Below are 20983 nucleotides of genomic sequence, written 5' to 3' on the forward strand. Positions count from 1 at the left end.
CGGATGTCCGGGCGGGCCCCGCCGCCTTACCGTCCTGTTCATGGTCACAGGAGAGAGCACGGGCACGGGAGAGGTCGTCGTACGACTGGACGGCGTTCGCAAGGAGTACGGCGAGACGGCGGCGCTGGACGGCGTATCGCTGGAGATCCGGGCCGGGGAGGCGGTCGCGGTGATGGGGCCGTCGGGCTGCGGCAAGTCCACGCTGCTCAACATGATCGCGGGACTCGACCGTCCGACGTCCGGGACGGTCCTCGTGCACGGCGAGGACGTGGGGAGGCTCGGCGAGAAGGCGCTGGCACTGTACCGGCGCCGCCGGATCGGCATGATCTTCCAGTTCTTCAACCTCATCGACGACCTGTCGGCCCTCGACAACGTCGCGCTGGCCGCGCAGCTGACCGGAACCCCGGCCGCACAGGCCCGCAGGCGCGCACTGGAACTGTTCGACGAACTTGGCATCGCCGACCGGAAGAACGCGTATCCCGCGGTACTCAGCGGCGGCGAACGCCAGCGCGTCGGCGTCGCCCGCGCCCTGATCAACCGGCCCGCCCTGCTGCTGGCCGACGAGCCGACCGGCGCGTTGGACAGCCGGGCCGGCGAGCAGGTGATGGACCTGTTGCTCGACCTCAACCAGATAGGCCAGACACTGCTGTTGGTCACGCACGACGAGCGCCTCGCGCAACGCTGCGCGAGTCGGCTGGTCGAGCTGGCGGATGGCCGCGTGGTCGGGGAGCACACCCTGGACGGGAACGACGACAAGACCGCCGCGCACGACGCGAAGTCCCTGGGACGGACCGCGTGAGCGCCGTGTGGCGGGCCGTGCGTGGAGCCGTACGCCGTCGCAGGCTGCAGACGTTCGTCATCGGCCTGGTCGTCCTGATGTCCACGGGGACGATCGTCGTCGCACTGGGCCTGGTGGACGCCGCCTCCGCCCCCTTCGACCGCGCCTTCGGCAAGCAGCGCGGCGCCCACGCCGTCGCCACCTTCGACCCCGGCAAGGCTTCGGACGCCCAACTCGCGCGCGCGGCCCGCCGGCCGGGTGTCGAGGCCGCCGCGGGTCCCTTCCGGCAAGCCGTGTTGGACCTGCCGCGGACGACCGCCCAGTCGTTCGGCCTGGACTCCGGCCTCGCGGTCGTCGGCCGGGCGGGGCCGGGCGGTCCGGTGGACCGCCTGGACCTCTGGGCCGGCCGCTGGGCCACCCGCCCCGGTGAGATCGTCCTGAACCGCAGCCCGGGCTGGGGGACGGAGGCACTGGGCAAGCAACTCAAGGTGCCCGGTGGACCAAGTCTCACCATCGTGGGGTTCGCCTTCACCCTGAGCCGGTCGGCCGACGCCTGGGTCGCGCCCGGTCAGATCGCGAGCCTGCGTCCGGCCGCCACGCAGATGCTCTTCCGGTTCGAGGAGTCCTCGACGGAGGGAGGGATCCGCTCGGGCTTGTCCGCCGTCACCGCCGGCCTGCCGCCGGACTCGCTGACGGCCTCGCAGTCGTATCTCACCGTCAAAGACCAGATCGGCGGTTCGGCCCGGGCCTACGCCCCGTACCTGATGACCTTCGGCATCCTCGGGGTCCTGGTGGCGGTGCTGATCGTCGGCAACGTGGTGAGCGGCGCGGTCATCTCCGGCTTCCGGCACATCGGGATACTCAAGGCCATCGGCTTCACGCCAGGTCAAGTGGTCGCCGTCTACCTGGCGATGGTGTCCGTCCCGGCGGTCGTCGGGTGCGTACTCGGCACCGTCATCGGCAATGTCCTGGCCAGACCCCTGCTGGAGTTCGCCTTCACGGGTCCCGACGCGGGGGTGATGCGCGACAGCGTCGGTGGCGTCCCGGCCTGGGTGAACGCCGTTGCCCTGCTGGGCCTGCCGTCCGTCGTCGTTCTCGCCGCGCTCGTCCCCGCGTTGCGCGCGCACCGGATGTCAGCGGCGCGGGCGATCAGCGCGGGCAGCGCGCAGCGCACCGGCCGCGCGTTGCGGATCCAGCGCCGACTGGCGGGCAGCGGACTGCCGCGCTCGGTCAGCCTGGGTCTGGGGCTGCCATTCGCCCGCCCGGGCCGCAGCGCGCTCACACTCGCGGCCGTGGTCCTCGGGGTGACCACCGTGACGTTCGCGACGGGCCTGGCCACGACGATGACCCGGTTCGGGAGCGTGGGCGACGACGCCTACCAAGTCGTCGTCTACACCGGCAACTTCAAGGACGGCCGGGAAATCGATCCGGAGCATGGGGACCGGGAACTCCACTCACTCCTGCGCTCCCTGCCCGGCGCGAGCGAGGTAACCGCCCGGGGGTACGTCGACGCGCGCGCGGTCGGGTACCCGCGAGGGGTGGATGTCGAAGGCCGGCGGGGGGACCGGCCAGCCATGGGCGACGTACTCGTCGAGGGACGGTGGATGCGCGACACGGACGAGATCGTCGCCCCGACGCCGTTCCTGCGCGAGCGCGGCCTGGAGGTCGGCGACAGCATGCTCCTGGAGAAGGGCGACCGTCAAAAACGCGTGACGGTCGTCGGCGAGGCGTTCGGCGGCAACGCCCGTAATGTGTATGCGAGTTGGGCAACGATGACCGCGCTGGCGCCGCGAGAGGAAGCCATCGCTTATCACGTCAAGCTCGCCCAAGGCACGGACACGGACGCCTACATGTCCGCGGTTCGGACCGCCGATCCCGGGGTCAGCCCGACGGCGAACGGCCCGAACGCCGCGACCCAGACCATCGTCGGCTCGGCGTCGATCCTCACGCTCATGCTGGCCGCGGTCGCGTCCCTCGGTGTCTTCAACACGGTCGTGCTCAACACTCGCGAGCGCCGCCGCGACCTGGGCATGCTCAAGTCCATAGGCATGACGCCGCGCCAGGTGACGGTGATGATGGTGTCTTCGATGGCGGCCCTGGGCGTGGTCGGCGGACTGCTCGGGATCCCCCTCGGCATCGTCGGCCACCACTTGATCGTCCCGGAGATGGCCGACGCGGTGGACCTCGCCCTCCCCGCGTACATGACGGACGTCTGGCAGCCCCTCTCCCTCACCGCCCTGGCCTTCGCGGGCCTCACGATCACCGGCCTGGGCGCCTTCATCCCGTCCCGCAGGGCGGCCAGGCTCACGATCGCGGAGGTACTCCACAACGAGTGACGTAGTGACGCAGAGGGGAGGACACGGGTCGCGATGGCGCACGGCGACCGGCCCGCGACACGGTGAACGACGGCAGGAAGCGGTCCCGGTCCACGTCGGCGGCAGGCCGCCCCGGGCGGGGGAAAACCCGCATTCCGGCCTCGGCATCGGCTGCCCACCCTGGCCGCACGTAGCGAGCCCGGCCGTCACGGTTCACTCCGGCACCACCTGCTGCTGCGCCCGTACGCGGCGACTGCGTAGCCGTGAGCTTCGAGCGCGAGGAATACGAGAAAAATATTGTTTGGGGGGGTTCCGTATGCTATGGACCGCGCTAAACTGAAAGTGCCTACGGGACGAGCGAGGGAGTTCGACCGGAGTAGCCGACTTCGGCGGAAAGCTTCGGCTTCCGCTCGGGCCGACTGCGACTGTCGGGCTGAGAGGCTGAAAGGTCGAGCAACTGGACCGGACGGCGACCCCTGGAACCTGATCCGGACAATGCCGGCGCAGGGAGCCCGTCTCGTAGGTCTTTTGTGTGCCCTGCGCCGGCAGCACCTCACACCGCCACGCCATCCACCTGAAGCGTCTGCACCGTACCCGCCCCGAACGGCACCCGCAGCAGCTTGCCGCTGAGGTACGTGTCCGCGCGTTCCGTGTAGAGGTCGCCGCCGCCTGCGGTGGCCGTGTTCCAGCGGCGGACCAGGCCGCCCGTGCCGCCGGTCACCGTGCCGAAGCGGGAGAGGTCGAAGGTCAGGGTCTGGGCCGCGCCCGTGTTGACGGCCACGATGACCAGGCGTCGGGCCGCCGTGTCGAGGGCGGCCACCGCGTAGCCGACGCCTGTGTCGAGGATCGTCATGCCGGGGCGGATGTGGCGGCTGAACTGGGCCATCACGTAGTACTTGGTCTGGACGGCGCCGGCCTGGAGCGTGTTCTCGTCGTAGTGGATCATCGCCCAGCCGGCGGACGGGTCCATCACCTGCCAGTAACACCAGGCTGTGGGGTGCAGCCAGCGGAAGTCCAGGCACAGGTTGCTCGCCATGGTGAGGCCGGTGCCGTCGCTGTCGCCGTACTCGGAGTTCCACAGCTGCTTGCGCGCCGTGGTGACGACGTCGGTGTAGAGGAGGTCGCGCCGGCCGCCGGAGCCCTGGTAGCCGTGCACATTGAAGCGGCCCACCAGCCCCTTGGTCGACGAGCTGAACGAGTTCCACGTCGTACGCGCCAGGTCGTAGCTGGTCTCGTCGGAGGCCGAGATCCGCGTACCGGTCAGTCCGCGTTTGTCGAGTTCGCTGCGCAGGTGTGGGAGGACGGCCGACTGGACCGTGGCGTCCATGTGGCAGCCCTCCTGCCGTCCGGTGGCCGTCCACCAGTTGGACGAGGGCTCGTTGAACGGGTCGACGGTCGCGAAGTTCACGCCCCAGTTGTTCTTCGCGTACAGGGCGGTGGCGGCCAGGTGGGAGGCGTGCTGGCGGTAGTTCCAGGACTGGAGGTTGTTGCCGCCGTCGGCGGCGCCCGAGGGGTTGTGGTTGAGGCACATCCACCACATCGGGGAGTTGGCGAACAGCTCGCTGACCGCGCCACGGCTGGTCGCCTTGACGAGCGCGGCGCGCTGGGCGGCGTCCGCGGACCACTTCCAGGCGGAGGACGCCGGGTCCTCGTTGTTCCAGTCCTGCCAGAAGCCCTCGATCTGCTTGAAGCGGGGGATGTTGGGCGAGGCCACCATGCTGTCGCCCTCCACGCTGTTCCAGCTGCACGCGCCGAGGTTGTAGCGGGCGATGTTCAGGCCCAGACCCGGCAGCGTACGGCCGTTGTAGGCGACGGACTTGGTGGTGAAGAAGGCGTCGGCGAAGTCGTCGCGCGCCCCGAACACGTTCGCCCACCAGGCCAGAGAGGTGCCCCAGCCGTCCCAACGCCCGTACGTCGTACCGGGGTTGACCGCGATGGTCGCGTCGGCCCGTGCGGTGCCCGTCGCCAGGGCACTGCCGAGGAACGTACCGCCCGCCGCAGCCAGTACCGCCCTGCGTCTGATCATGGGGAGCTCCTTCTGTCGCGCTCATGCCACGCGTCAGCTGAAGGATGAGCCGCAGCCATAGAGCTTGTCGAGAGTCATGACAGCGCTTTCTATTGGGTCCGTCGGATCCCTTGACGCTCACCCGTTTCATTGCTTCTCTCGAAAAGCTGCTACTGGGAGCGCTCCCAGCCCTTCGGTTGAAAGGGAACTCCGTGCAGACCACCCCCCACCTGCGCGCACTGTGCCGCCGAGCCAGACGCGCGCTGCAAGCCGTCCTCACCGTCGCTCTCGTCGCCTGCCTGCTGTCCTGGGCGGGCAGTGGTTCCCCCGCGAGGGCCGCTCCGGGCGACGGCTCGGTGTCCGATCCCAACATCGTCTATGTCGGGCGCTGGGACACCGGCTCCGGCACCGCGGCCACCCCCCACTGGAGCGGCGCCTATCTGCAGACGTCCTTCACCGGCACGACGGTGCGGGTCAAGGCACGGGACGCAGTCAACTTCTACGTCAGCATCGACGGCAAGCCGGACGTCTTCCACGCCGGCGTACGCGGAACCGTGAACCTCACTCCCCAGCCGCTGCCCGCGGGCACCCACACCCTGCGTATCTCCTACCGCTCCGGCGACACCGTCTTCCAGGGCCTGGTGCTGGACTCCGGCGCACGCACCGTCGCTCCGGCCACGCCGTCCGGGCTGATCGAGTTCGTCGGCGACTCCATCACCGCGGGCGCCCTCACCGACCGGCTCGCGCTCGACTCGTACGCCTGGAAGACCGGCGAGCAGCTCAAGATGCGGCACACCCGGATCGCCCGCGCCGGCTACTGCCTCGTCGCCCAGTCCGGATGCACCGGTCTGAGCGGCCAGTTCTTCAGGACGGGCAGCACCGGCAGCCAGAACTGGGACTTCTCGCGTTACGAAGCGAGCGCCGTGGTCATCAACCTCGGCACCAACGACATCGGGCACGGTGTGACCGGCGGCGCGTTCCAGTCGGCGTACACCACGTTCCTGCGCGACATCCGCGCCAAATACCCGAACGCCGCCCTGTTCGCGGTGCAGACCCTCAAGAAGCGGTACGCCACCGAGACCAGGGCCGCCGTCAGCGCCCGCAACAACTCCGGTGACGCCAAGGTGCATTACGTCGACACCACGGGCTGGCTCAGCGACGGCGCCGACTACGAGGACGGCAACGGGCACCCCAGCGAGGCGGGTCACAGCAAGTTCGCCAGTCGCCTCGCACCGGTCATCAGCTCCCGGCTGGGCACCGCCGCGGCCAGTCCCGTGAAGGCGGCGGCTCCCGGCCAGCCCGGCGACCCGAACATCAAGTTCGTCGGACGCTGGGACACGCAGAGCTCCAGCAGCCTCCACACCCCGTACTGGGCGGGCGCGTACTACCGGGTCGGCTTCACCGGCAGGACCGTGCAGCTGAAGCAGCGGAACACGATCGACTTCTGGGCGCGGATCGACGACGGGCCCGTGAAGTTCTACGACGACGTCAAGGGGACGGTGAACCTGACTCCGTCGGCGCTGTCCGCCGGGAACCACACTCTCCAGGTCAACTACCAGGTGGTCGCGGGCTCTTACCGCGGCGACGCCGTGTTCCAGGGGCTGGTCCTCGACAGCGGGGCGACGACCTTCGCAGCGCCGGCACCGGGCAAGCTGATCGAGTTCGTCGGCGACTCGATCACCGTGGGCACGACGTCATCGCAGAACGCCCGTACCGCGTATGGCTGGTTGGTCGGGGAACGGCTCGGTGCCGAGCACACACAGATCGCCCAGGGCGGCGCCTGTCTGGTCGCCGCGGCGGACGGATGCGTGGGGCTGGAGCGGCAGTTCAGCAAGCTCAATCCCAACGCGTCGACGCCCGACTGGGATTTCGGCCGCTACCGGGCGGACGCGGTCGTCATCAACCTCGGCACCAATGACGTGGGCCACGGGGTGAGCACCGCGCAGTTCCAGTCGGCGTACAGCAGTCTGCTCAGCAAGGTCCGTGCGGCCTATCCGCAGGCCTGGATCTTCGCGCTGGAGACGTTCCGCGGACGGTTCGTCCCACAGACCGAGGCAGCCGTGAAGACGGCTGTCGACGGCGGCGACCTGCGGGTCTCCTTCGTCGATACGACGGGCTGGCTGGGCTCGGGCGACCTCACGGACTCGGTCCATCCCAACGACCAGGGGCATCGCGCGATCGCCGACAGGCTCACACCGGTCATCGCGGCCAGAATCGGCGGCTGACCACCGAAGCAGGACCAGAGCAGGACAAAGAGTCCCAGGTCACAGCCATGCGCCACCCGTTCCGAAGGATGAGCGGGGCGTTGCCAAAACGCCCCGCTGATGAGAATGATTCTCACGAGCAATCCTTCGGAGGAAACGAACCGTGAACGTAACTCTCAATATCTGGTTGCTGACCGTCGCAGTCCTGTGTGTGCTCATCGCCGTGGATTTCTTCATCGGGCGCAAGCCGCACGAGGTGTCCATCAAGGAGGCCGGCATCTGGTCGGCCGTGTGGATAGCCCTGGCCGTGATCTTCGGGCTCGGCGTGGCGGTGTTCGGCGGCGGTCAGCCGGCCGGTGAGTTCTTCGCGGGATTCATCACCGAGAAGTCGCTCAGCGTCGACAATCTCTTCGTCTTCGTGCTGATCATGGCGAAGTTCTCGGTGCCGGCCAAGTACCAGCAGCGGGTGCTGATGGTCGGTGTGCTGGTGGCGCTGGTGCTGCGGACGATCTTCATCGCGGCCGGCGCGGCGATCATCTCGACCTTCTCCTGGGTCTTCTACATCTTCGGCGCCTTCCTGATCTGGACCGCCTGGAAGCTCGTCCAGGACGCCCGCCACGACCAGCACGAGGAGGAGTACGAGGAGAACAAGCTGCTCAAGGCCGTCGAGAAGCGCTTCGGCGTCGCCGACCGCTATCACGGCACCAAGCTGTTCATCGTGGAGAACGGCAAGCGCGTGATGACCCCGATGATGGTGGTCATGCTGGCGATCGGCTCCACGGACGTACTGTTCGCGCTGGACTCGATCCCCGCGATCTACGGTCTGACCGAGGACCCGTACATCGTCTTCACCGCCAACGCCTTCGCGCTGATGGGCCTGCGCCAGCTGTACTTCCTCATCGGCGGTCTGCTCAAGAGGCTGGTCCACCTCAGCTACGGTCTGTCGATCATCCTCGGCTTCATCGGTGTGAAGCTGGTGCTGCACGCCCTGCACGAGTCCGGCGTGCACGTGCCCGAGATCTCCATCCCCTTCTCGCTCGGCTTCATCGTCCTGGTCCTCGCCGTGACGACGGTGACCAGCCTGCGCGCCTCGAAGAAGCAGGCGCTCGCGGAGGAGGCAGCGGCGGCAGAGCGGAAGGCGGACGACTCCGGGTCCGGGTCCGCGAGTCAGCCGGACCGCACTGCCTGATCCGGTGACGCCCGGGACCGCGTGCCGGAAGTCGCTTCCTCAAGCATTGCGACTCCCGGCACGCGGCCCCCACGCCGAACGGCACGGCGTGAGGATCAGCTCGCGGACGGCACCACCGAGGAGTGGTGGTTGACGATCAGCCACTTGCCGTCGCGCTTCTCGTACTCGAAGGTGTAGCGGGCCTCGAGGGTGCTCTTCTTGCCGGTCTCCGGGTCGGTGACGTGGAACTCGTACAGACCGGCGTCGATCGCCGAGTTGCCGTCCAGGACGTTGATGACGGTTCTGAGTTTCTCGCCCTTGGGCTTCTTGAGCAGGAAGTGCTCCATGTAGTCGACGATGCCGGCGCGGTCCGTACGCACCTCGGGCGACAGGGTGGGCAGCAGCACCGCGTCCTTGGCGTAGAGGTCGGCGACCTTCTCGGGGTCGCCGGTCTGCAGGACAGCGTTCCACTGGTCGAAGAGGGCGGCGATCTGCCCCTTGCCGGCCTTGGCCGCGGGCTTGTGCCGAGCGCTCGGTTCCTGTTCCGGTGAGGCGACGCTGATGCCTGCCGCGACAGTGCCGGCGACGACCAGTCCCGCGATCGTGTAGACCGTTGCGCGCGCGCTTATCTGACGCTTCATCATGACTCTGTTCCTAGGGATCTCTGGGCCGATGGGAGCGGTCCCACCCTTGCGGATCACCGGTAAAGGACGAGGCAACATATGCCCTGCATATAGGCATGGGCAGGTCAAAACACGAACGGCGATCATGCGAACACGCAGGTGGAGGGGCGGTGGCAGCATCCAGGGGCACCGGCACTGCCAAGGACTCGGTCATCGACGTCATCGACGTGGTGCCGATGCCATGGGAATTCCACGGGCGAATCGTGAATCCCTGGAACGAATTCCTTCTCCGGGCATTATTTGCTTCCCCTGAGAGCCGGAAGATACAGACGGAGCCGTTGAGCGAAACGCCTCGGAAACGAGTCGACTTGAAGCTGTGGTCCGCACTTCACGAGCTTGTCCTCATCGGACGAGGGGGTTCATTTGTCCAGCGGTTCCAGTATTTTCCGACGCCGGATGGTGGCGGGCGCCGCCGCACTCGCGGCTGCCGTCGCGCTGTCCGCGTGCGGCGCAAAGACCGACGCGGGCGGCTCGTCCGACAAGGCGGCCAAAGCGGACACCAGCGGTGACACCGTCAAGGTCGGCCTGCTCAACTCGCTGTCCGGCACGATGGCGATCAGCGAGGTGACCGTACGCGATTCGCTGAAGCTGGCGATCGACGAGATCAATGCCAAGGGCGGTGTGCTCGGCAAAAAGATCAAGCCGATCAGCGAGGACGGCGCCTCCGACTGGCCCACCTTCGCCGAAAAGGCGAGCAAACTCATCCGGGAGGACCGGGTCGTGGCCACCTTCGGCTGCTGGACCTCCGCGAGCCGCAAGGCTGTGAAACCCGTCTTCGAGAAGAACAAGTCCCTGCTGTTCTATCCCGTGCAGTACGAGGGACTTGAAGAATCCCCGTACATCTTCTACACGGGTGCCACCACCAACCAGCAGATCGTGCCTGCGCTCGACTACCTCAAGAGCCAGGGCAAGAAGTCGATTTACCTCGTCGGCAGCGACTATGTCTTCCCGCGGACCGCCAACAAGATCATCAAGGCGTACGCGGCGGCCAACGGCATGAAGGTGCTCGGCGAGGACTACGCGCCGCTGGGCTCCACGGAGTTCAGCACGATCGCCAACAAGGTGAAGGCGTCGAAGGCCGACGCGGTCTTCAACACCCTCAACGGCGATTCGAACGTGGCCTTCTTCAAGGAGTACAAGTCCGCGGGCCTGACCGCCACGAGCATGCCGGTGGTCTCGGTGTCGATCGCCGAGGAAGAGGTCAAGTCGATCGGATCGCAGTATCTGGCGGGCCAGTTGACGGCCTGGAACTACTACCAGACGACGGCGGGCGCGGCGAACACCGAGTTCGTGAAGGCGTACAAGGCCAAGTACGGCCAGGACAAACCGACCAGCGATCCGATGGAGGCCGCGTACACCTCGGTCTATCTGTGGAAGGCGATGGTGGAGAAGGCCAAGTCCTTCGACCCGGAGAAGGTCAAGGCGGCCTCGGACGGCATCACCTTCGACGCCCCTGAGGGCAAGGTCACCGTCGACGGGGCGTCCCAGCACATCTACAAGACCGCCCGGATCGGCAAGATCGGCACGGACGGGCTGATCGAGCAGGTGTGGGACTCCGGCAAGGCGATCAAGCCGGATCCGTATCTGAAGGGCTACTCCTGGGCCTCCGGCCTCTCCTGACCCCCGTCACGCGGGGCCCCTTCGAGGAGTCCGAAGACTTCGAGGAGTCCGAGAACTCCGAAGAGGGCCCCGCGTCCCGTCGCCTCCCCGGAGCCGCCGTATGACCGTGATCCTCGGTCAGACCTTCACCGGCATCAGCATCGGTGCCGTCCTGCTGCTCATCGCGCTCGGTCTCTCGCTCACCTTCGGCCAGATGAACGTCATCAACATGGCCCACGGCGAGTTCATCATGGCCGGCGCCTACACCACGTACGTCCTCCAGAAGTCCATCACCAGCGCCGGTCTGTCGCTGCTCGTCGCGCTGCCCGTCGCCTTCTTGGTCGCGGGAGCGCTCGGCGCGCTGCTGGAGTGGCTGCTGATCCGCCGCCTGTATCTGCGTCCGCTCGACACGCTGCTCGTCACCTGGGGCGTCTCGCTGATGCTCCAGCAGCTCGCCCGCGACATCTTCGGCGCACCCAATGTGCAGACCCGTGCGCCCGACCTGCTCACCGGGAACATCACGCTCATCGGCGGTGACGATCCGCTCACGGTCGCCAACAGCCGTCTGTTCATTCTGGGGTTGGCGATCGCGGCGGTCGTCGCGCTGTCTCTGACGCTGCGGATGACCTCGCTGGGACGCCGGATCCGAGGCGTCGTACAGAACCGCGATCTGGCCGAGGTATCCGGCATCTCCACCGAACGCGTGGACCGGACGGCCTTCTTCATCGGTTCCGGACTGGCCGGAGTCGCGGGCGTCGCGCTGACGCTGGTCGGTCCGATCGGTCCCACCATGGGCACCAACATCATCATCGACGCCTTCCTGGTGATCGTGGTCGGCGGCATCGGACAGCTCAAGGGCACCGTGATCGTCGCCTTCGTCCTTGGCGTCCTGCAGTCCGTTCTCGAGTACTCCACCACCGTCAGCGTCGCGAAGGTGCTCGTCCTCGTGGGCATCGTCGCGTTCCTCCAGTGGCGGCCCCAAGGGCTGTACACCCTGCGCACGAGGAGCCTCGTATGACCGACTCCCGTCTGCCCCTTCTCAAGGAACGCTCCGCTCTCAAGGGACGCTCCGCGCGGGCCTGGGCCGGTTTCGCCGCGGCAGCCGTGGCCCTGTTCGCCCTCGCGCCGCTGGCCCTCTCCGACTTCCGGCTCGGGCTGCTCGCCAAGTACCTGTGCACCGCGATGGTCGCGGTCGGCATCTGCCTGGCATGGGGACGCGGCGGGCTGCTCACGCTCGGACAGGGTGTCTTCTTCGGGCTCGGCGGCTACGCCATGGCGATGCATCTGAAGATCGCCGACGCCGGGCCCGGCAACCTCCCCGACTTCATGCAGCTGTACGGCACGGCCACCGAACTCCCGTGGTGGTGGCAGCCGTTCGCGAACCCCGTGTTCGCGCTCGCCGCGACCGTACTGCTGCCGATGCTGGTCGCCGCGCTGCTCGGCTCGTTCATCTTCCGCCGCCGGGTCAAGGGCGCGTACTTCGCGATCCTCAGCCAGGCGCTCACCGCCGCCTTCGCGATCTGGCTCATCGGCCAGCAGGCCACCACCGGCGGCACCAACGGACTCACCGACATCCAGGGCTTCTTCGGCTACGACCTCAACGACCCGATCAACCAGCGGATGGTGTACTTCATCATCGCCGCCGCCCTGCTGCTCCTGATCGCCCTCGCCCGGCAGCTGATCCACAGCCGGTACGGCGAACTTCTCGTCGCCGTACGGGACTCGGAGGAACGGGTGCGCTTCCTCGGGTACGACCCGGCGAACGTGAAGCTCGTCGCGTACGTCGTCGCGGCCGGTATGGCCGGGCTGGCCGGCGCCCTGTTCGTGCCCGCGGTCGGCATCATCTCGCCCGCGATGATCGGGATCGTGCCGTCCATCGAGTTCGTCATCGGCGCGGCGGTCGGCGGCCGGGCGAGCCTGGCCGGCGCGGTACTGGGCGCGATCGGGGTCGCCTGGGCCAAGACGGCACTGTCGGAGGAGTTCCCGGCGGCCTGGACGTACTTCCAGGGGCTGCTGTTCATCGTGGCCCTGGCGTTCCTGCCGGGCGGTCTCGCCTCGCTGGTGGGGATGGTGCAGCGGCGCAGGGCGTCGCATGCGAGTGAGGAACCGTCGCCTGCCCTTCCTGTGGGAGAAGCAGCATGAGTGAGCTCTCGGGTCTTCGGATACGGCAACTGCGGGTGTCCTTCGACGGGTTCAAGGCCGTCGACGGCGTGGACCTGGACGTGCGGCCGGGCGATCTGCGCTTCCTCATCGGGCCGAACGGCGCGGGCAAGACGACGCTCGTCGACGCCGTCACCGGTCTGGTGAAGGCAGAGGGTTCGGTGCTCTTCGGGGATGAGGAGCTCCTCGGGCGCAGTGTGCACAAGATCGCGCGGTCGGGCATCGGCCGTACGTTCCAAACAGCCACGGTCTTCGAGGAGTTGACCGTCCTTCAGAACCTGGACATCGCGGCGGGCGCAGGACGCGGGATGCTGACGATGCTGCGGCGCCGCAAGGGCGTTCCGGAGTCCGTCGCACGGGCGCTGGAGACAGTGGGGCTCGCGGAGCTGGCCGACAGCCCCGCCGGGACGCTCGCGCACGGGCAGAAGCAGTGGCTGGAGATCGGCATGCTGCTCGTGCAGGACGTACGGCTGCTGCTGCTCGACGAGCCGGTCGCCGGGATGAGCCATGACGAACGCCAGGCCACCGGTGAGCTGTTGGAGCGGATCAGTGAGGAGCGGACCGTGGTCGTCATCGAGCACGACATGGACTTCATGCGGTCCTTCGCGCGCAGCGTCAGCGTGCTGCACGCGGGCAGGGTGCTGAGCGAGGGAACGGTGGCCGAGGTGCAGGCGGATCCCAAGGTGCAGGAGGTGTACCTCGGGCACGCCGCCGCCGGGGACGTACTCGACACCGCGGCCCCCGCGGCCGTACAGGAGGCGTGATGCTGGAGATCGACAACGTCCACGTCGGCTACCACCGCAGCAGCGTCCTGCACGGGGTGTCGGTCGAGGTGCCGAAGGACGGCGTGGCCGCCGTGCTCGGGCACAACGGCGCTGGCAAGAGCACCCTGCTGCGGGCGGCCGTCGGACTGCTCACCCCGTCCAGCGGCGCGGTCCGCTTCGACGGCGAGGACGTCACGCGCCGCAAACCGCATGAGCGCGTGGCGCGCGGCATGGCGTACGTACCGCAGGGTCAGCAGGCCTTCCCCCACCTCACGACCGCCGAGAACCTTCAGCTGGTCGCGGACGGGCGCAAGCGCGGCAAGGCGGCGATAGCCGAGGCACTGGACCTGTTCCCGGCGCTGCGGACGCTGTCGAACCGGCGGGCGGGGCTGCTCTCGGGCGGCCAGCGGCAGCAGCTCGCCATCGCCCGGGCCCTGGTCACGGAGCCCCGGCTGCTGCTCCTGGACGAGCCGACCGAGGGCATCCAGCCGTCGGTCGTGGCCGAGATCGAGGAGACGATCCTCGCACTGGCCGCCCGCGGCGGGCTCTCGGTGCTCCTGGTCGAGCAGCACGTGGGCTTCGCGATGCGGGCGGCACAGCGGTACTTCGTCCTGGAGGCCGGGCGGGTCACCTCGTCCGGTGCGGGCGGGAAGGAGTCGGTGGCGGCGGTGCGGGAGGCGCTCAGCGTGTGAGTTCCCTCCGGCGACGGTCGAGGAACGCACGTTCCGCCGCGCTCTCGGTGAGCGCGATGGCCGCCTCGTACTCCCGCACGGCCTCCGTGTCGCGGCCCAGGCGGCGCAGCAGGTCGGCGCGGACGGCGTGGAGGACGCGGTAGTCGTCGAGGCCGAGGGCGTCCACGAGGCCGAGGGCCTGCCGCGGGCCCTCGGTCTCGGCCACGGCGACGGCCCGGTTCAGGGCCACGACCGGGCTCGGGGACAGAGCCAGGAGCTGGTCGTAGAGCTGCCGGATCTGATTCCAGTCCGTGGCGTCCGCGGTCTCAGCGTCGCTGTGGACGGCCTGGATGGCGGCCTGGATCTGGTACGGGCCCGGTTGGTTCCGGCGCAGGCAGCGGCGGACGAGTTCCTGCCCCTCGGCGATCAGGTCGCGGTCCCAGCAGGCGCGATCCTGCTCCGGCAGCGGCATCAGCACGCCGTCGTCGTCCCGCCGGGCATCCCTGCGCGACTCGACGAGGAGCATCAGCGCGAGCAGGCCGGTGGCCTCGGGCTCGTCCGGCATGAGCTCGGCGAGGAGACGGCCGAGACGCAGAGCCTCGGCGCACAGCTCCTCCGCACCCTCGTACCCCTGGTTGAAGATCAGGTAGACGACGGCCAGCACCCCGGTGAGCCGGTCCGGGAGGTCGGCGTCGCGCGGCACCCGGTACGGGATCCCCGCGTTGCGGATCTTCGCCTTGGCCCGGACGAGTCGCTGCGCCATCGTCGGCTCGGGCACGAGGAAGGCGCGCGCGATCTGGGCCGTGGTCAGCCCGCCGAGCAGCCGCAGAGTCAGGGCGACCCGGGCCTGGAGGGCGAGGGCGGGGTGGCAGCAGGTGAAGACGAGGCGGAGCCGGTCGTCGCGCACGGGGCCCTCCTCGGGCGGTGCGTCGGGGGCGTACAGCAGGGTGGCCTCGGCGTGCCTGGCCTCCCGGGAGGACTCACGGCGCAGCCGGTCGATCGCCCGGTTGCGGGCGGTCGTGATGATCCATCCGGCCGGGCTGGGCGGCACACCGGTCTCCGGCCAGCGCAGCACGGCCGTGGTGAAGGCGTCCTGGACCGCTTCCTCGGCGAGATCGATGTCGCCGAGGAAGCGGACGAGGACGGAGACGGCGCGGCCGTACTCCGCGCGGAACACGGCCTCGATGTCCGTGGTCATCCGTCGGCTTCGCCCATGAAGGGCCGCACCTCGATCGGCAGGGTCGTCGCCAGAGCCGCCTTGCGTCCCCACTCCAGGGCCGCGTCCAGGTCGGGCGCCTTGATGAGGCAGATCCCGCCGAGCACCTCCTTGCCCTCGGCATACGGCCCGTCGGTGATCAGGACGTCACCGTCGCGAGGCCGCAGCACGGTGGAGGACTCCGGGCCGTGCAGTCCACCGGCGAACACCCAGGCATCCGCCTCCCGCAGCTCCTGGTGGAAGACGTCGAGGTTCTTGCCGATCTCCTCGAGGACCTCGGGGGCGGGCGTGCCCCCGACCGGTTGCATCACGCTGAGCAGGTAGTACTTCATCACGGCCTCCTTGGCGTCGTGGTGTCCTTCCACCTCCTACACGAACGACACACCCCCGATTCGACACCTCGCACTGCCCGGCCGCGAGAATTTCTCCCATGACCACCGCACCTCACCCCCTCGTCGCCCGTGCCCACCGGCTCGCGCACGACCTTCTCGCCCCGCATGCCGAGCGGGTCGACCAGGAGACCGTGCCCGCGAGCCACATCGACGCGGTCAGGCGGTCGGGACTGCTCGGAGTGGGCGCGCCGACGAAGTACGGCGGGTCGGCGGCGCCCGCCGCGGTGGCGCGGGAAACCGCGGAGATCCTGGCCGGGGCGTGCTGCTCCACGTGGTTCGTGCAGACCCAGCACCACACGCCCGTGAAGGTGCTCGCCACCTACGACTCACCCGTACGGGAGAAGCTGCTGCGCCCCCTGGCCTCGGGCGAGCTGCTGGCGGGGATCGCGTACGCCCATGTCCGTGCCTTTCCCCGGGTTCCCGTACGAGCCGCGCCCGAGCCCGGAGGCTGGCGGTTCGACGGCACCGTGCCCTGGTACACAGGCTGGGGGCTGAACGACGTGATGCTGCTCGCGGGCGTGACGGACACGGCCGAGGTGATGTTCGCCTTCACCGAGGCACGCGAGCAGCCGGGGCTGCGCCCGTCACCGCCGATGCGGCTCGCGGCCCTCACGGCCGCCCGCACGGTGTCCGTGGAGCTGGACGGCCTGCGGGTGCCGGAGGAGGCGGTCGCCCTGCGGGTGCCGTACGAACGATGGTCCGTGACCGACCGCGCGAAGACGGTGAACGCGTCACCGGCGGTGTTCGGCATCACCGAGGCGGCCCTCGCTCTGCTGGACGACGACACCGCCGCTCCGCTGCGCACCCGCCTCGACGAGGTACGCCGCCGGTCCTACACGCTGGCCGACCACCCGGTGCCGCACGAGCACCTGGACGAACGACTGGCTCTGCGCACCCAGGCCTACGACGTGATGCGCACGGCCACCACCGCGGCGCTGGTGACGGGAGGCGGGCGTGCGATGGCCCTGACCAGCAAGGCCCAACGCCTGGCAAGAGAGGCGATGTTCCTGCTGGTGCAGGGCCAGACCGCCGAGTCGCGGGCGGCGCACCTTGCCTCATTGGCGTTCAGCGCATCCGCTTGAAGCCGAGCAGGGTCCGGTACCGCTCTCGTGCGGCGAACTCCGCCATGCTCCACACCGCGGGGCGCCCGACCTCGGCGCACAGGTGAAGGATCCGGCCCTCCTCCACGACGACCCCTACGTGCGCGCCCCACGATTCGTCGATGGCGTTGAAGAGGACGAGGTCCAGGGGCTGGGCGACCGCGACGCGGCGCGTCAGCCGGGTATCGGCCCACAGGTCGCTGGAGCGCCAGGCGGCGGATTCCAGGCCGAATACGCCGAATAGTTCGAGAACCGCGTACGCGAACAGTTGGCAGTTGGCGCCGTCGATGAGGCCCGGTCGGTCGCGTACCGCTGCGGATCCCGGGAACCGCGCACCGACGTACGGGATCGCCCACATGTCCGAGGGTATCCGCGCGAGCACGTCAGCCACCGTTGCTTCCTCCCCTCCAGCCTCGCCGACCACTACACATAAGGAAAAAATAAGCGCAGAATGAAGATACGCGGTGTTTACCGCATACCGCACCAGAGTGGTCGGGCCTGCAGAGAACGAAGGAGACGAGTCATGGCCGACGTCTCGCGCACCAGAGGTGACATCACCACTCACCCGGACGTAGACGAAATGCGGGACCGTTATGCCCGCATGCTTGGTGGTCGCGATGTGGCGCTCGTGGACGGACCGGTGTTCCTGCTCGGTCTGTACTGCGCCACCTCCCCGTGGATTCTCCACTTCACTACAAGCCAGCCCGCACTCGTGACGCACAACCTCATCATGGGCATCGCGATAGGCCTGCTGGCACTCGGATTCACCAGAGCCCCGGAGCGGATGTACGGCCTGAGCTGGGCCATGTGCGCCATAGGTGTGTGGATGATCATCTCGCCGTGGATCGTGGGCGAGAGCCCGGACGCGGGCGTGATCGTCAACAACATCGTCATCGGCGGTCTCGCCGTGGTGCTGGGAGCCGTGTGCGCGGCCGCATCGGCGAAGAGCACGAAGCGCACACCGCGGGCGTAGGAGCAGGCGTAGAAGGACATCTGCACGAATGAGGGCAGAAGGCCGGTCCGCGCGTACACGTCGCGGGCCGGCCTCCGTACGAGGTCTCCGTACAGGCTTGAGGCTCTCTTGGCCGCCCACGCAGCGTGCGGCATGATCCACGCATGGACATCCGACCATCACTTGCCCTGCCGCCAGGACTCCGCCTCGAAGGGGACGGGATCCGGCTGCGTGAGTGGTCGACGGACGATGTGCTCGCTCTGGTCGAGCTGTACGACGACCCCGAGATGGCGCGCTGGACGCCCGTGGCCTCGCCGTTCGACATTCCGGCGGCTCACACGTACCTCGCCGAGGCGTTCGCGGCGCGCGCTCAGGGGCGCAAGGCGCAGTTCGCGATCACCACGGACGGTGTCGTGCCGCGCGGTGAGGTCCTGCTGTTCCGCAACCAGGTGGACGAACGGGACGTCGAGCTCGCCTACGGCGTCGGCGCCGCCCACCGCGGTCAGGGCCTGGCCTCCAGAGCCGTACGCCTCGTATCGGACTACGCCCTGCGCCACACCGGCGCCCGGCGCGTGGTCCTGTGCATCGAGGAGGGCAACACGGCGAGCAGGGCGGTCGCGCGGGCCACCGGGTTCACCCTCGTCGACACCGAACCCGTCCTGCGCATGTCGAGGGGGCGGGAGATCCCTTTGCAGACCTGGGCCCGCACCGGCCACACCGGACAGTCGGCCGACTGACCGACCGACTTGCTGGCCGGCTGTGCCGAGGTCCGGTGCAGTCGGCCCCCTGAAGGGCCGTGGAGTACCAGCTCGACCTGTGAGACGGCGACGCCTCGCGCGTGTGAGGGACGTCAGCGCGGGGCGTACACGTACGGCGTCGTCGTGGTCAGCGCTGCGAAGCCGAGTCGGTCGAGGATGGGGCGGCTCTGGTCGGAGGCGTCGACCTGGAGGTAGCGGTAGCCGCGGGCGGCGGCGATGCGGGCCCGGTGGGCGACGAGTGCGCGGTAGATGCCGCGGCCACGCCAGGCCGGGACGGTGCCGCCGCCCCACAGGCCCGCGAACCTGGCCCCCGGTGTGAGCTCCATGCGGGCCGAGCTCACCGGCATGTCACCGGCGAGAGCCACGACGGCGACGACCGTGTCCGGGTCCGCGTCGAGCTGGGCCAGCAGCTGGTGGCGGAGCCGGGAGCTGTCCGTGCCGAAGGCATGCTCGTGTACGTCCACCATGAGGTCGACGCCCGCGCGGTCGGTGACGGGGCGGAGTTCGATGCCCTCGGGTGGCTCGGCGTCGAGGCTCAGTTCGCCGCACTCGGCGATCATCAGCGTCTCCTCCGGCTCGGGGGTGAACCCGGCCGCGCGCAGCCGCCGACCAAGGTCCGCGGGCCGGTCGTGCCCGTACAGCTTCCACTCGAAGTCGCGGCCGAGGCCCGCGAAGTACCGCACCTGCTCGGTGATCACCGCGTCCACGTCGGCCTCCGCCAGTCCCGACAGCCGAGACCAGAGGACACCGTTCCAGCCCTGCTCGGATCCGGCCTGCCGCACCACTCCCCCGGCACGCTCCACCACGGCACCGGGGCCGTCGGGCTGCGCTCCTTCGCGCATGTCCCGGTCGAACAGTTCCAGTACCGCTGCATGATCCATACCGGCACTCCACCACGCGCATGCCCGCCGGGCAACGGAATTCAGTGCCCGGCGGAGGCCGTGCGGACCTGGGATCGGGTTTCAGCCACCGGTGTCCGCCGAGCCAGATGTGAACGCCTCGTACCACCGCGCCGTATGTGACAGTGGCGGGCGGGAGGGATCAGTTCCACGTTGTCGAAGCTTGGAGACATGGTGTCGCAGGATGTGTCGGCCCCCGCACCCGTGGCGGTCTCGGAGCCGCCGCCCAGAACGCCGTCCAAGCCTCCGCCGGCCCGCCGGGACCCGTACTTCGACAACGCGAAATACCTCACCATCGTGCTGGTGGCCTGCGCTCACGCCTGGCAGCCGCTGACGTACGGGGGCCGGGCCGCCACGGCGGCGTATCTGACCGTCTACGCCTTCCACATGCCCGCGTTCGCGCTCATCTCCGGCTATTTCTCCCGGAGTTTCGATATGGCGCCGGGGCGGGTGCGCAGGCTGCTGACGGGTGTCGTCGTGCCGTATCTCGTCTTCGAGTGCGCGTACACGCTCTTCTACCGGTGGGCGCAGGACGACTGGAAGTATCCGTTCAGTCTGCTGGATCCCTGGTACGTGATGTGGTTCCTGGTGGCGCTGTTCATCTGGCGGTTGACCACCCCGGTCTGGCTGGCGCTGCGCCACCCGGTGCCGATCGCGATGGGGCTCGCCGTGTTCGCCTCGGTCTCACCGGATCTCGGCGGGGACATATCGATCCAGCGGACCCTGCAGTTTCTGCCGTTCTTCGTGCTCGGCCTGACGCTGCGGGCCGAGCACTTCGACCGGCTGCGCACCTGGCGCGTACGGCTGCTCGCCGTGCCGGTGGGCGTGGCCGCGTGCGTGGCGGCGTACGCGGTGGCGCCCTGGTTCGACGCCAGGTGGCTGTTGCACAAGAGCAGCGTCACGGGCCAGGGTGTGCCGAACTGGGTGGGCCTGTTCAGCACGCCCGTGCTGTTCTGCCTGGCGCTGGCCCTGACCGCCTGCTTCCTGGCCTGGGTGCCGGGACGCCACCTGTGGTTCACGGCCCTGGGCGCGGGAACGATGTACGGCTACCTGCTGCACGGCTTCATCATCAAGTCGTCCCGCTTCTTCGACTGGTACGACCACCCCTGGCTGCACTCCCCGCTCGGCGAGCTGGCGGTCACGGCGGCTGCCGTCGGCCTCATCACGTTCCTGTGCTCGGGGCCGGTCCGTTCCGTCTTCCGCTTCGTCGTCGAGCCGCGCATGTCGTGGGCGTTCGGCGAGCAGAGAGACGCCCCCGCGAAGGCCGCGGAGCCGGTGCGGCGCGAAGGATAAGCCTCCTGCGGGCGTCGCGCTCGCCC

Annotated in this window: 19 protein-coding genes; 13 read left to right on the forward strand and 6 right to left on the reverse strand. The window is 68.9% G+C overall.

All coding sequences use genetic code 11. The features are described from left to right. Positions 1-40 precede the first annotated feature (40 nt). Entirely contained in the window at positions 41-799 is a 759-nt protein-coding gene (locus IEZ21_RS30750) for an ABC transporter ATP-binding protein (RefSeq protein WP_189325119.1), read from the forward strand. Further along, complete coding sequence (locus tag IEZ21_RS30755; RefSeq protein ID WP_189325120.1) at positions 796-3114, forward strand: ABC transporter permease; 2319 nt, start codon at positions 796-798, stop codon at positions 3112-3114. Before IEZ21_RS30750 ends, IEZ21_RS30755 begins: the two co-directional genes overlap by 4 nt. A 532-nt stretch (positions 3115-3646) precedes the next feature. Here the strand turns inward: IEZ21_RS30755 and IEZ21_RS30760 are convergent. Further along, positions 3647-5119 (reverse strand): glycoside hydrolase, encoded by a 1473-nt coding sequence (locus IEZ21_RS30760; protein ID WP_189325121.1) that lies wholly within the window; start codon positions 5117-5119, stop codon positions 3647-3649. A gap of 191 nt (positions 5120-5310) precedes the next feature. Between IEZ21_RS30760 and IEZ21_RS30765 the strand changes: the two genes are divergently transcribed. Beyond that, a complete protein-coding gene (locus IEZ21_RS30765) occupies positions 5311-7323 on the forward strand; it encodes a GDSL-type esterase/lipase family protein (protein WP_246568292.1) in 2013 nt (670 codons plus the stop codon). 142 nt (positions 7324-7465) lie between these two features. Next, on the forward strand, positions 7466-8491 hold the full coding sequence (locus IEZ21_RS30770) for a TerC family protein (protein ID WP_189325122.1): 1026 nt from the start codon (positions 7466-7468) through the stop codon (positions 8489-8491). Between the two features lie 95 nt (positions 8492-8586). On the opposite strand, the gene IEZ21_RS30775 is transcribed toward IEZ21_RS30770, so the two are convergent. Next, positions 8587-9111, reverse strand: a complete 525-nt coding sequence (locus IEZ21_RS30775; RefSeq protein ID WP_189325156.1) for an SgcJ/EcaC family oxidoreductase — start codon at positions 9109-9111, stop codon at positions 8587-8589. Positions 9112-9549: 438 nt separating this feature from the next. Between IEZ21_RS30775 and urtA the strand changes: the two genes are divergently transcribed. From urtA to urtE, 5 genes are all read left to right on the forward strand, one after another. Beyond that, positions 9550-10773, forward strand: coding sequence for an urea ABC transporter substrate-binding protein (urtA, locus tag IEZ21_RS30780; RefSeq protein ID WP_033319743.1), 1224 nt, complete (start codon positions 9550-9552; stop codon positions 10771-10773). A 100-nt stretch (positions 10774-10873) separates the two neighbouring features. Then, positions 10874-11770, forward strand: a complete 897-nt coding sequence (gene urtB / locus IEZ21_RS30785; protein WP_165254457.1) for an urea ABC transporter permease subunit UrtB — start codon at positions 10874-10876, stop codon at positions 11768-11770. Next, positions 11767-12894: an urea ABC transporter permease subunit UrtC gene (urtC, locus tag IEZ21_RS30790; protein ID WP_189325123.1), complete on the forward strand. Its 1128-nt coding sequence runs from the start codon at positions 11767-11769 to the stop codon at positions 12892-12894. Before urtB ends, urtC begins: the two co-directional genes overlap by 4 nt. Next, entirely contained in the window at positions 12891-13676 is a 786-nt protein-coding gene (gene urtD, locus IEZ21_RS30795) for an urea ABC transporter ATP-binding protein UrtD (RefSeq protein ID WP_189325124.1), read from the forward strand. Before urtC ends, urtD begins: the two co-directional genes overlap by 4 nt. Beyond that, a complete protein-coding gene (gene urtE, locus IEZ21_RS30800) occupies positions 13676-14368 on the forward strand; it encodes an urea ABC transporter ATP-binding subunit UrtE (RefSeq protein WP_189325125.1) in 693 nt (230 codons plus the stop codon). The genes urtD and urtE overlap by 1 nt, the downstream gene beginning before the upstream one ends. Here the strand turns inward: urtE and IEZ21_RS30805 are convergent. Together IEZ21_RS30805 and IEZ21_RS30810 are read right to left on the reverse strand one after the other, a co-directional pair. Beyond that, complete coding sequence (locus IEZ21_RS30805; RefSeq protein WP_189325126.1) at positions 14358-15545, reverse strand: RNA polymerase sigma factor; 1188 nt, start codon at positions 15543-15545, stop codon at positions 14358-14360. The genes urtE and IEZ21_RS30805 overlap by 11 nt on opposite strands. Beyond that, a complete protein-coding gene (locus IEZ21_RS30810; RefSeq protein WP_189325127.1) occupies positions 15542-15895 on the reverse strand; it encodes a YciI family protein in 354 nt (117 codons plus the stop codon). The genes IEZ21_RS30805 and IEZ21_RS30810 overlap by 4 nt, the downstream gene beginning before the upstream one ends. Before the next feature lie 98 nt (positions 15896-15993). Here IEZ21_RS30810 and IEZ21_RS30815 point away from each other — a divergent pair, with 98 nt between their 5' ends. Next, complete coding sequence (locus IEZ21_RS30815; RefSeq protein ID WP_189325128.1) at positions 15994-17037, forward strand: acyl-CoA dehydrogenase family protein; 1044 nt, start codon at positions 15994-15996, stop codon at positions 17035-17037. Here IEZ21_RS30815 and IEZ21_RS30820 read toward each other — a convergent pair. Continuing rightward, positions 17021-17446: a hydrolase gene (locus IEZ21_RS30820; protein WP_189325129.1), complete on the reverse strand. Its 426-nt coding sequence runs from the start codon at positions 17444-17446 to the stop codon at positions 17021-17023. The genes IEZ21_RS30815 and IEZ21_RS30820 overlap by 17 nt on opposite strands. Positions 17447-17578: 132 nt before the next feature. On the opposite strand from IEZ21_RS30820, the gene IEZ21_RS30825 reads away from it, so the two are divergent. After that, a complete protein-coding gene (locus IEZ21_RS30825; protein WP_189325130.1) occupies positions 17579-18028 on the forward strand; it encodes an SPW repeat protein in 450 nt (149 codons plus the stop codon). Positions 18029-18171: 143 nt separating this feature from the next. Beyond that, complete coding sequence (locus tag IEZ21_RS30830; protein WP_189325131.1) at positions 18172-18744, forward strand: GNAT family N-acetyltransferase; 573 nt, start codon at positions 18172-18174, stop codon at positions 18742-18744. A gap of 113 nt (positions 18745-18857) precedes the next feature. On the opposite strand, the gene IEZ21_RS30835 is transcribed toward IEZ21_RS30830, so the two are convergent. Continuing rightward, positions 18858-19646, reverse strand: a complete 789-nt coding sequence (locus IEZ21_RS30835) for a GNAT family N-acetyltransferase (protein ID WP_189325132.1) — start codon at positions 19644-19646, stop codon at positions 18858-18860. 189 nt (positions 19647-19835) lie between these two features. On the opposite strand from IEZ21_RS30835, the gene IEZ21_RS30840 reads away from it, so the two are divergent. Further along, positions 19836-20957, forward strand: coding sequence for an acyltransferase family protein (locus IEZ21_RS30840; RefSeq protein WP_189325133.1), 1122 nt, complete (start codon positions 19836-19838; stop codon positions 20955-20957). Positions 20958-20983 lie beyond the last annotated feature (26 nt).

The organism is Streptomyces flaveus, from assembly GCF_014647675.1.
GTDB lineage: Bacteria > Actinomycetota > Actinomycetes > Streptomycetales > Streptomycetaceae > Streptomyces > Streptomyces flaveus.

Coding starts and splice junctions, on each gene's coding strand:
- urtE (WP_189325125.1), top strand. CDS start 13,676: ATGCTGGAGATCGACAACGTCCACGTCGGCTACCACCGCAGCAGCGTC.
- IEZ21_RS30815 (WP_189325128.1), top strand. CDS start 15,994: ATGACCACCGCACCTCACCCCCTCGTCGCCCGTGCCCACCGGCTCGCG.
- urtB (WP_165254457.1), top strand. CDS start 10,874: ATGACCGTGATCCTCGGTCAGACCTTCACCGGCATCAGCATCGGTGCC.
- IEZ21_RS30840 (WP_189325133.1), top strand. CDS start 19,836: ATGGTGTCGCAGGATGTGTCGGCCCCCGCACCCGTGGCGGTCTCGGAG.
- IEZ21_RS30775 (WP_189325156.1), bottom strand. CDS start 9,111: ATGAAGCGTCAGATAAGCGCGCGCGCAACGGTCTACACGATCGCGGGA.
- IEZ21_RS30830 (WP_189325131.1), top strand. CDS start 18,172: ATGGACATCCGACCATCACTTGCCCTGCCGCCAGGACTCCGCCTCGAA.
- urtA (WP_033319743.1), top strand. CDS start 9,550: ATGGTGGCGGGCGCCGCCGCACTCGCGGCTGCCGTCGCGCTGTCCGCG.
- IEZ21_RS30750 (WP_189325119.1), top strand. CDS start 41: ATGGTCACAGGAGAGAGCACGGGCACGGGAGAGGTCGTCGTACGACTG.
- urtC (WP_189325123.1), top strand. CDS start 11,767: ATGACCGACTCCCGTCTGCCCCTTCTCAAGGAACGCTCCGCTCTCAAG.
- IEZ21_RS30760 (WP_189325121.1), bottom strand. CDS start 5,119: ATGATCAGACGCAGGGCGGTACTGGCTGCGGCGGGCGGTACGTTCCTC.
- IEZ21_RS30835 (WP_189325132.1), bottom strand. CDS start 19,646: ATGGATCATGCAGCGGTACTGGAACTGTTCGACCGGGACATGCGCGAA.
- urtD (WP_189325124.1), top strand. CDS start 12,891: ATGAGTGAGCTCTCGGGTCTTCGGATACGGCAACTGCGGGTGTCCTTC.
- IEZ21_RS30805 (WP_189325126.1), bottom strand. CDS start 15,545: ATGACCACGGACATCGAGGCCGTGTTCCGCGCGGAGTACGGCCGCGCC.
- IEZ21_RS30810 (WP_189325127.1), bottom strand. CDS start 15,895: ATGAAGTACTACCTGCTCAGCGTGATGCAACCGGTCGGGGGCACGCCC.
- IEZ21_RS30825 (WP_189325130.1), top strand. CDS start 17,579: ATGGCCGACGTCTCGCGCACCAGAGGTGACATCACCACTCACCCGGAC.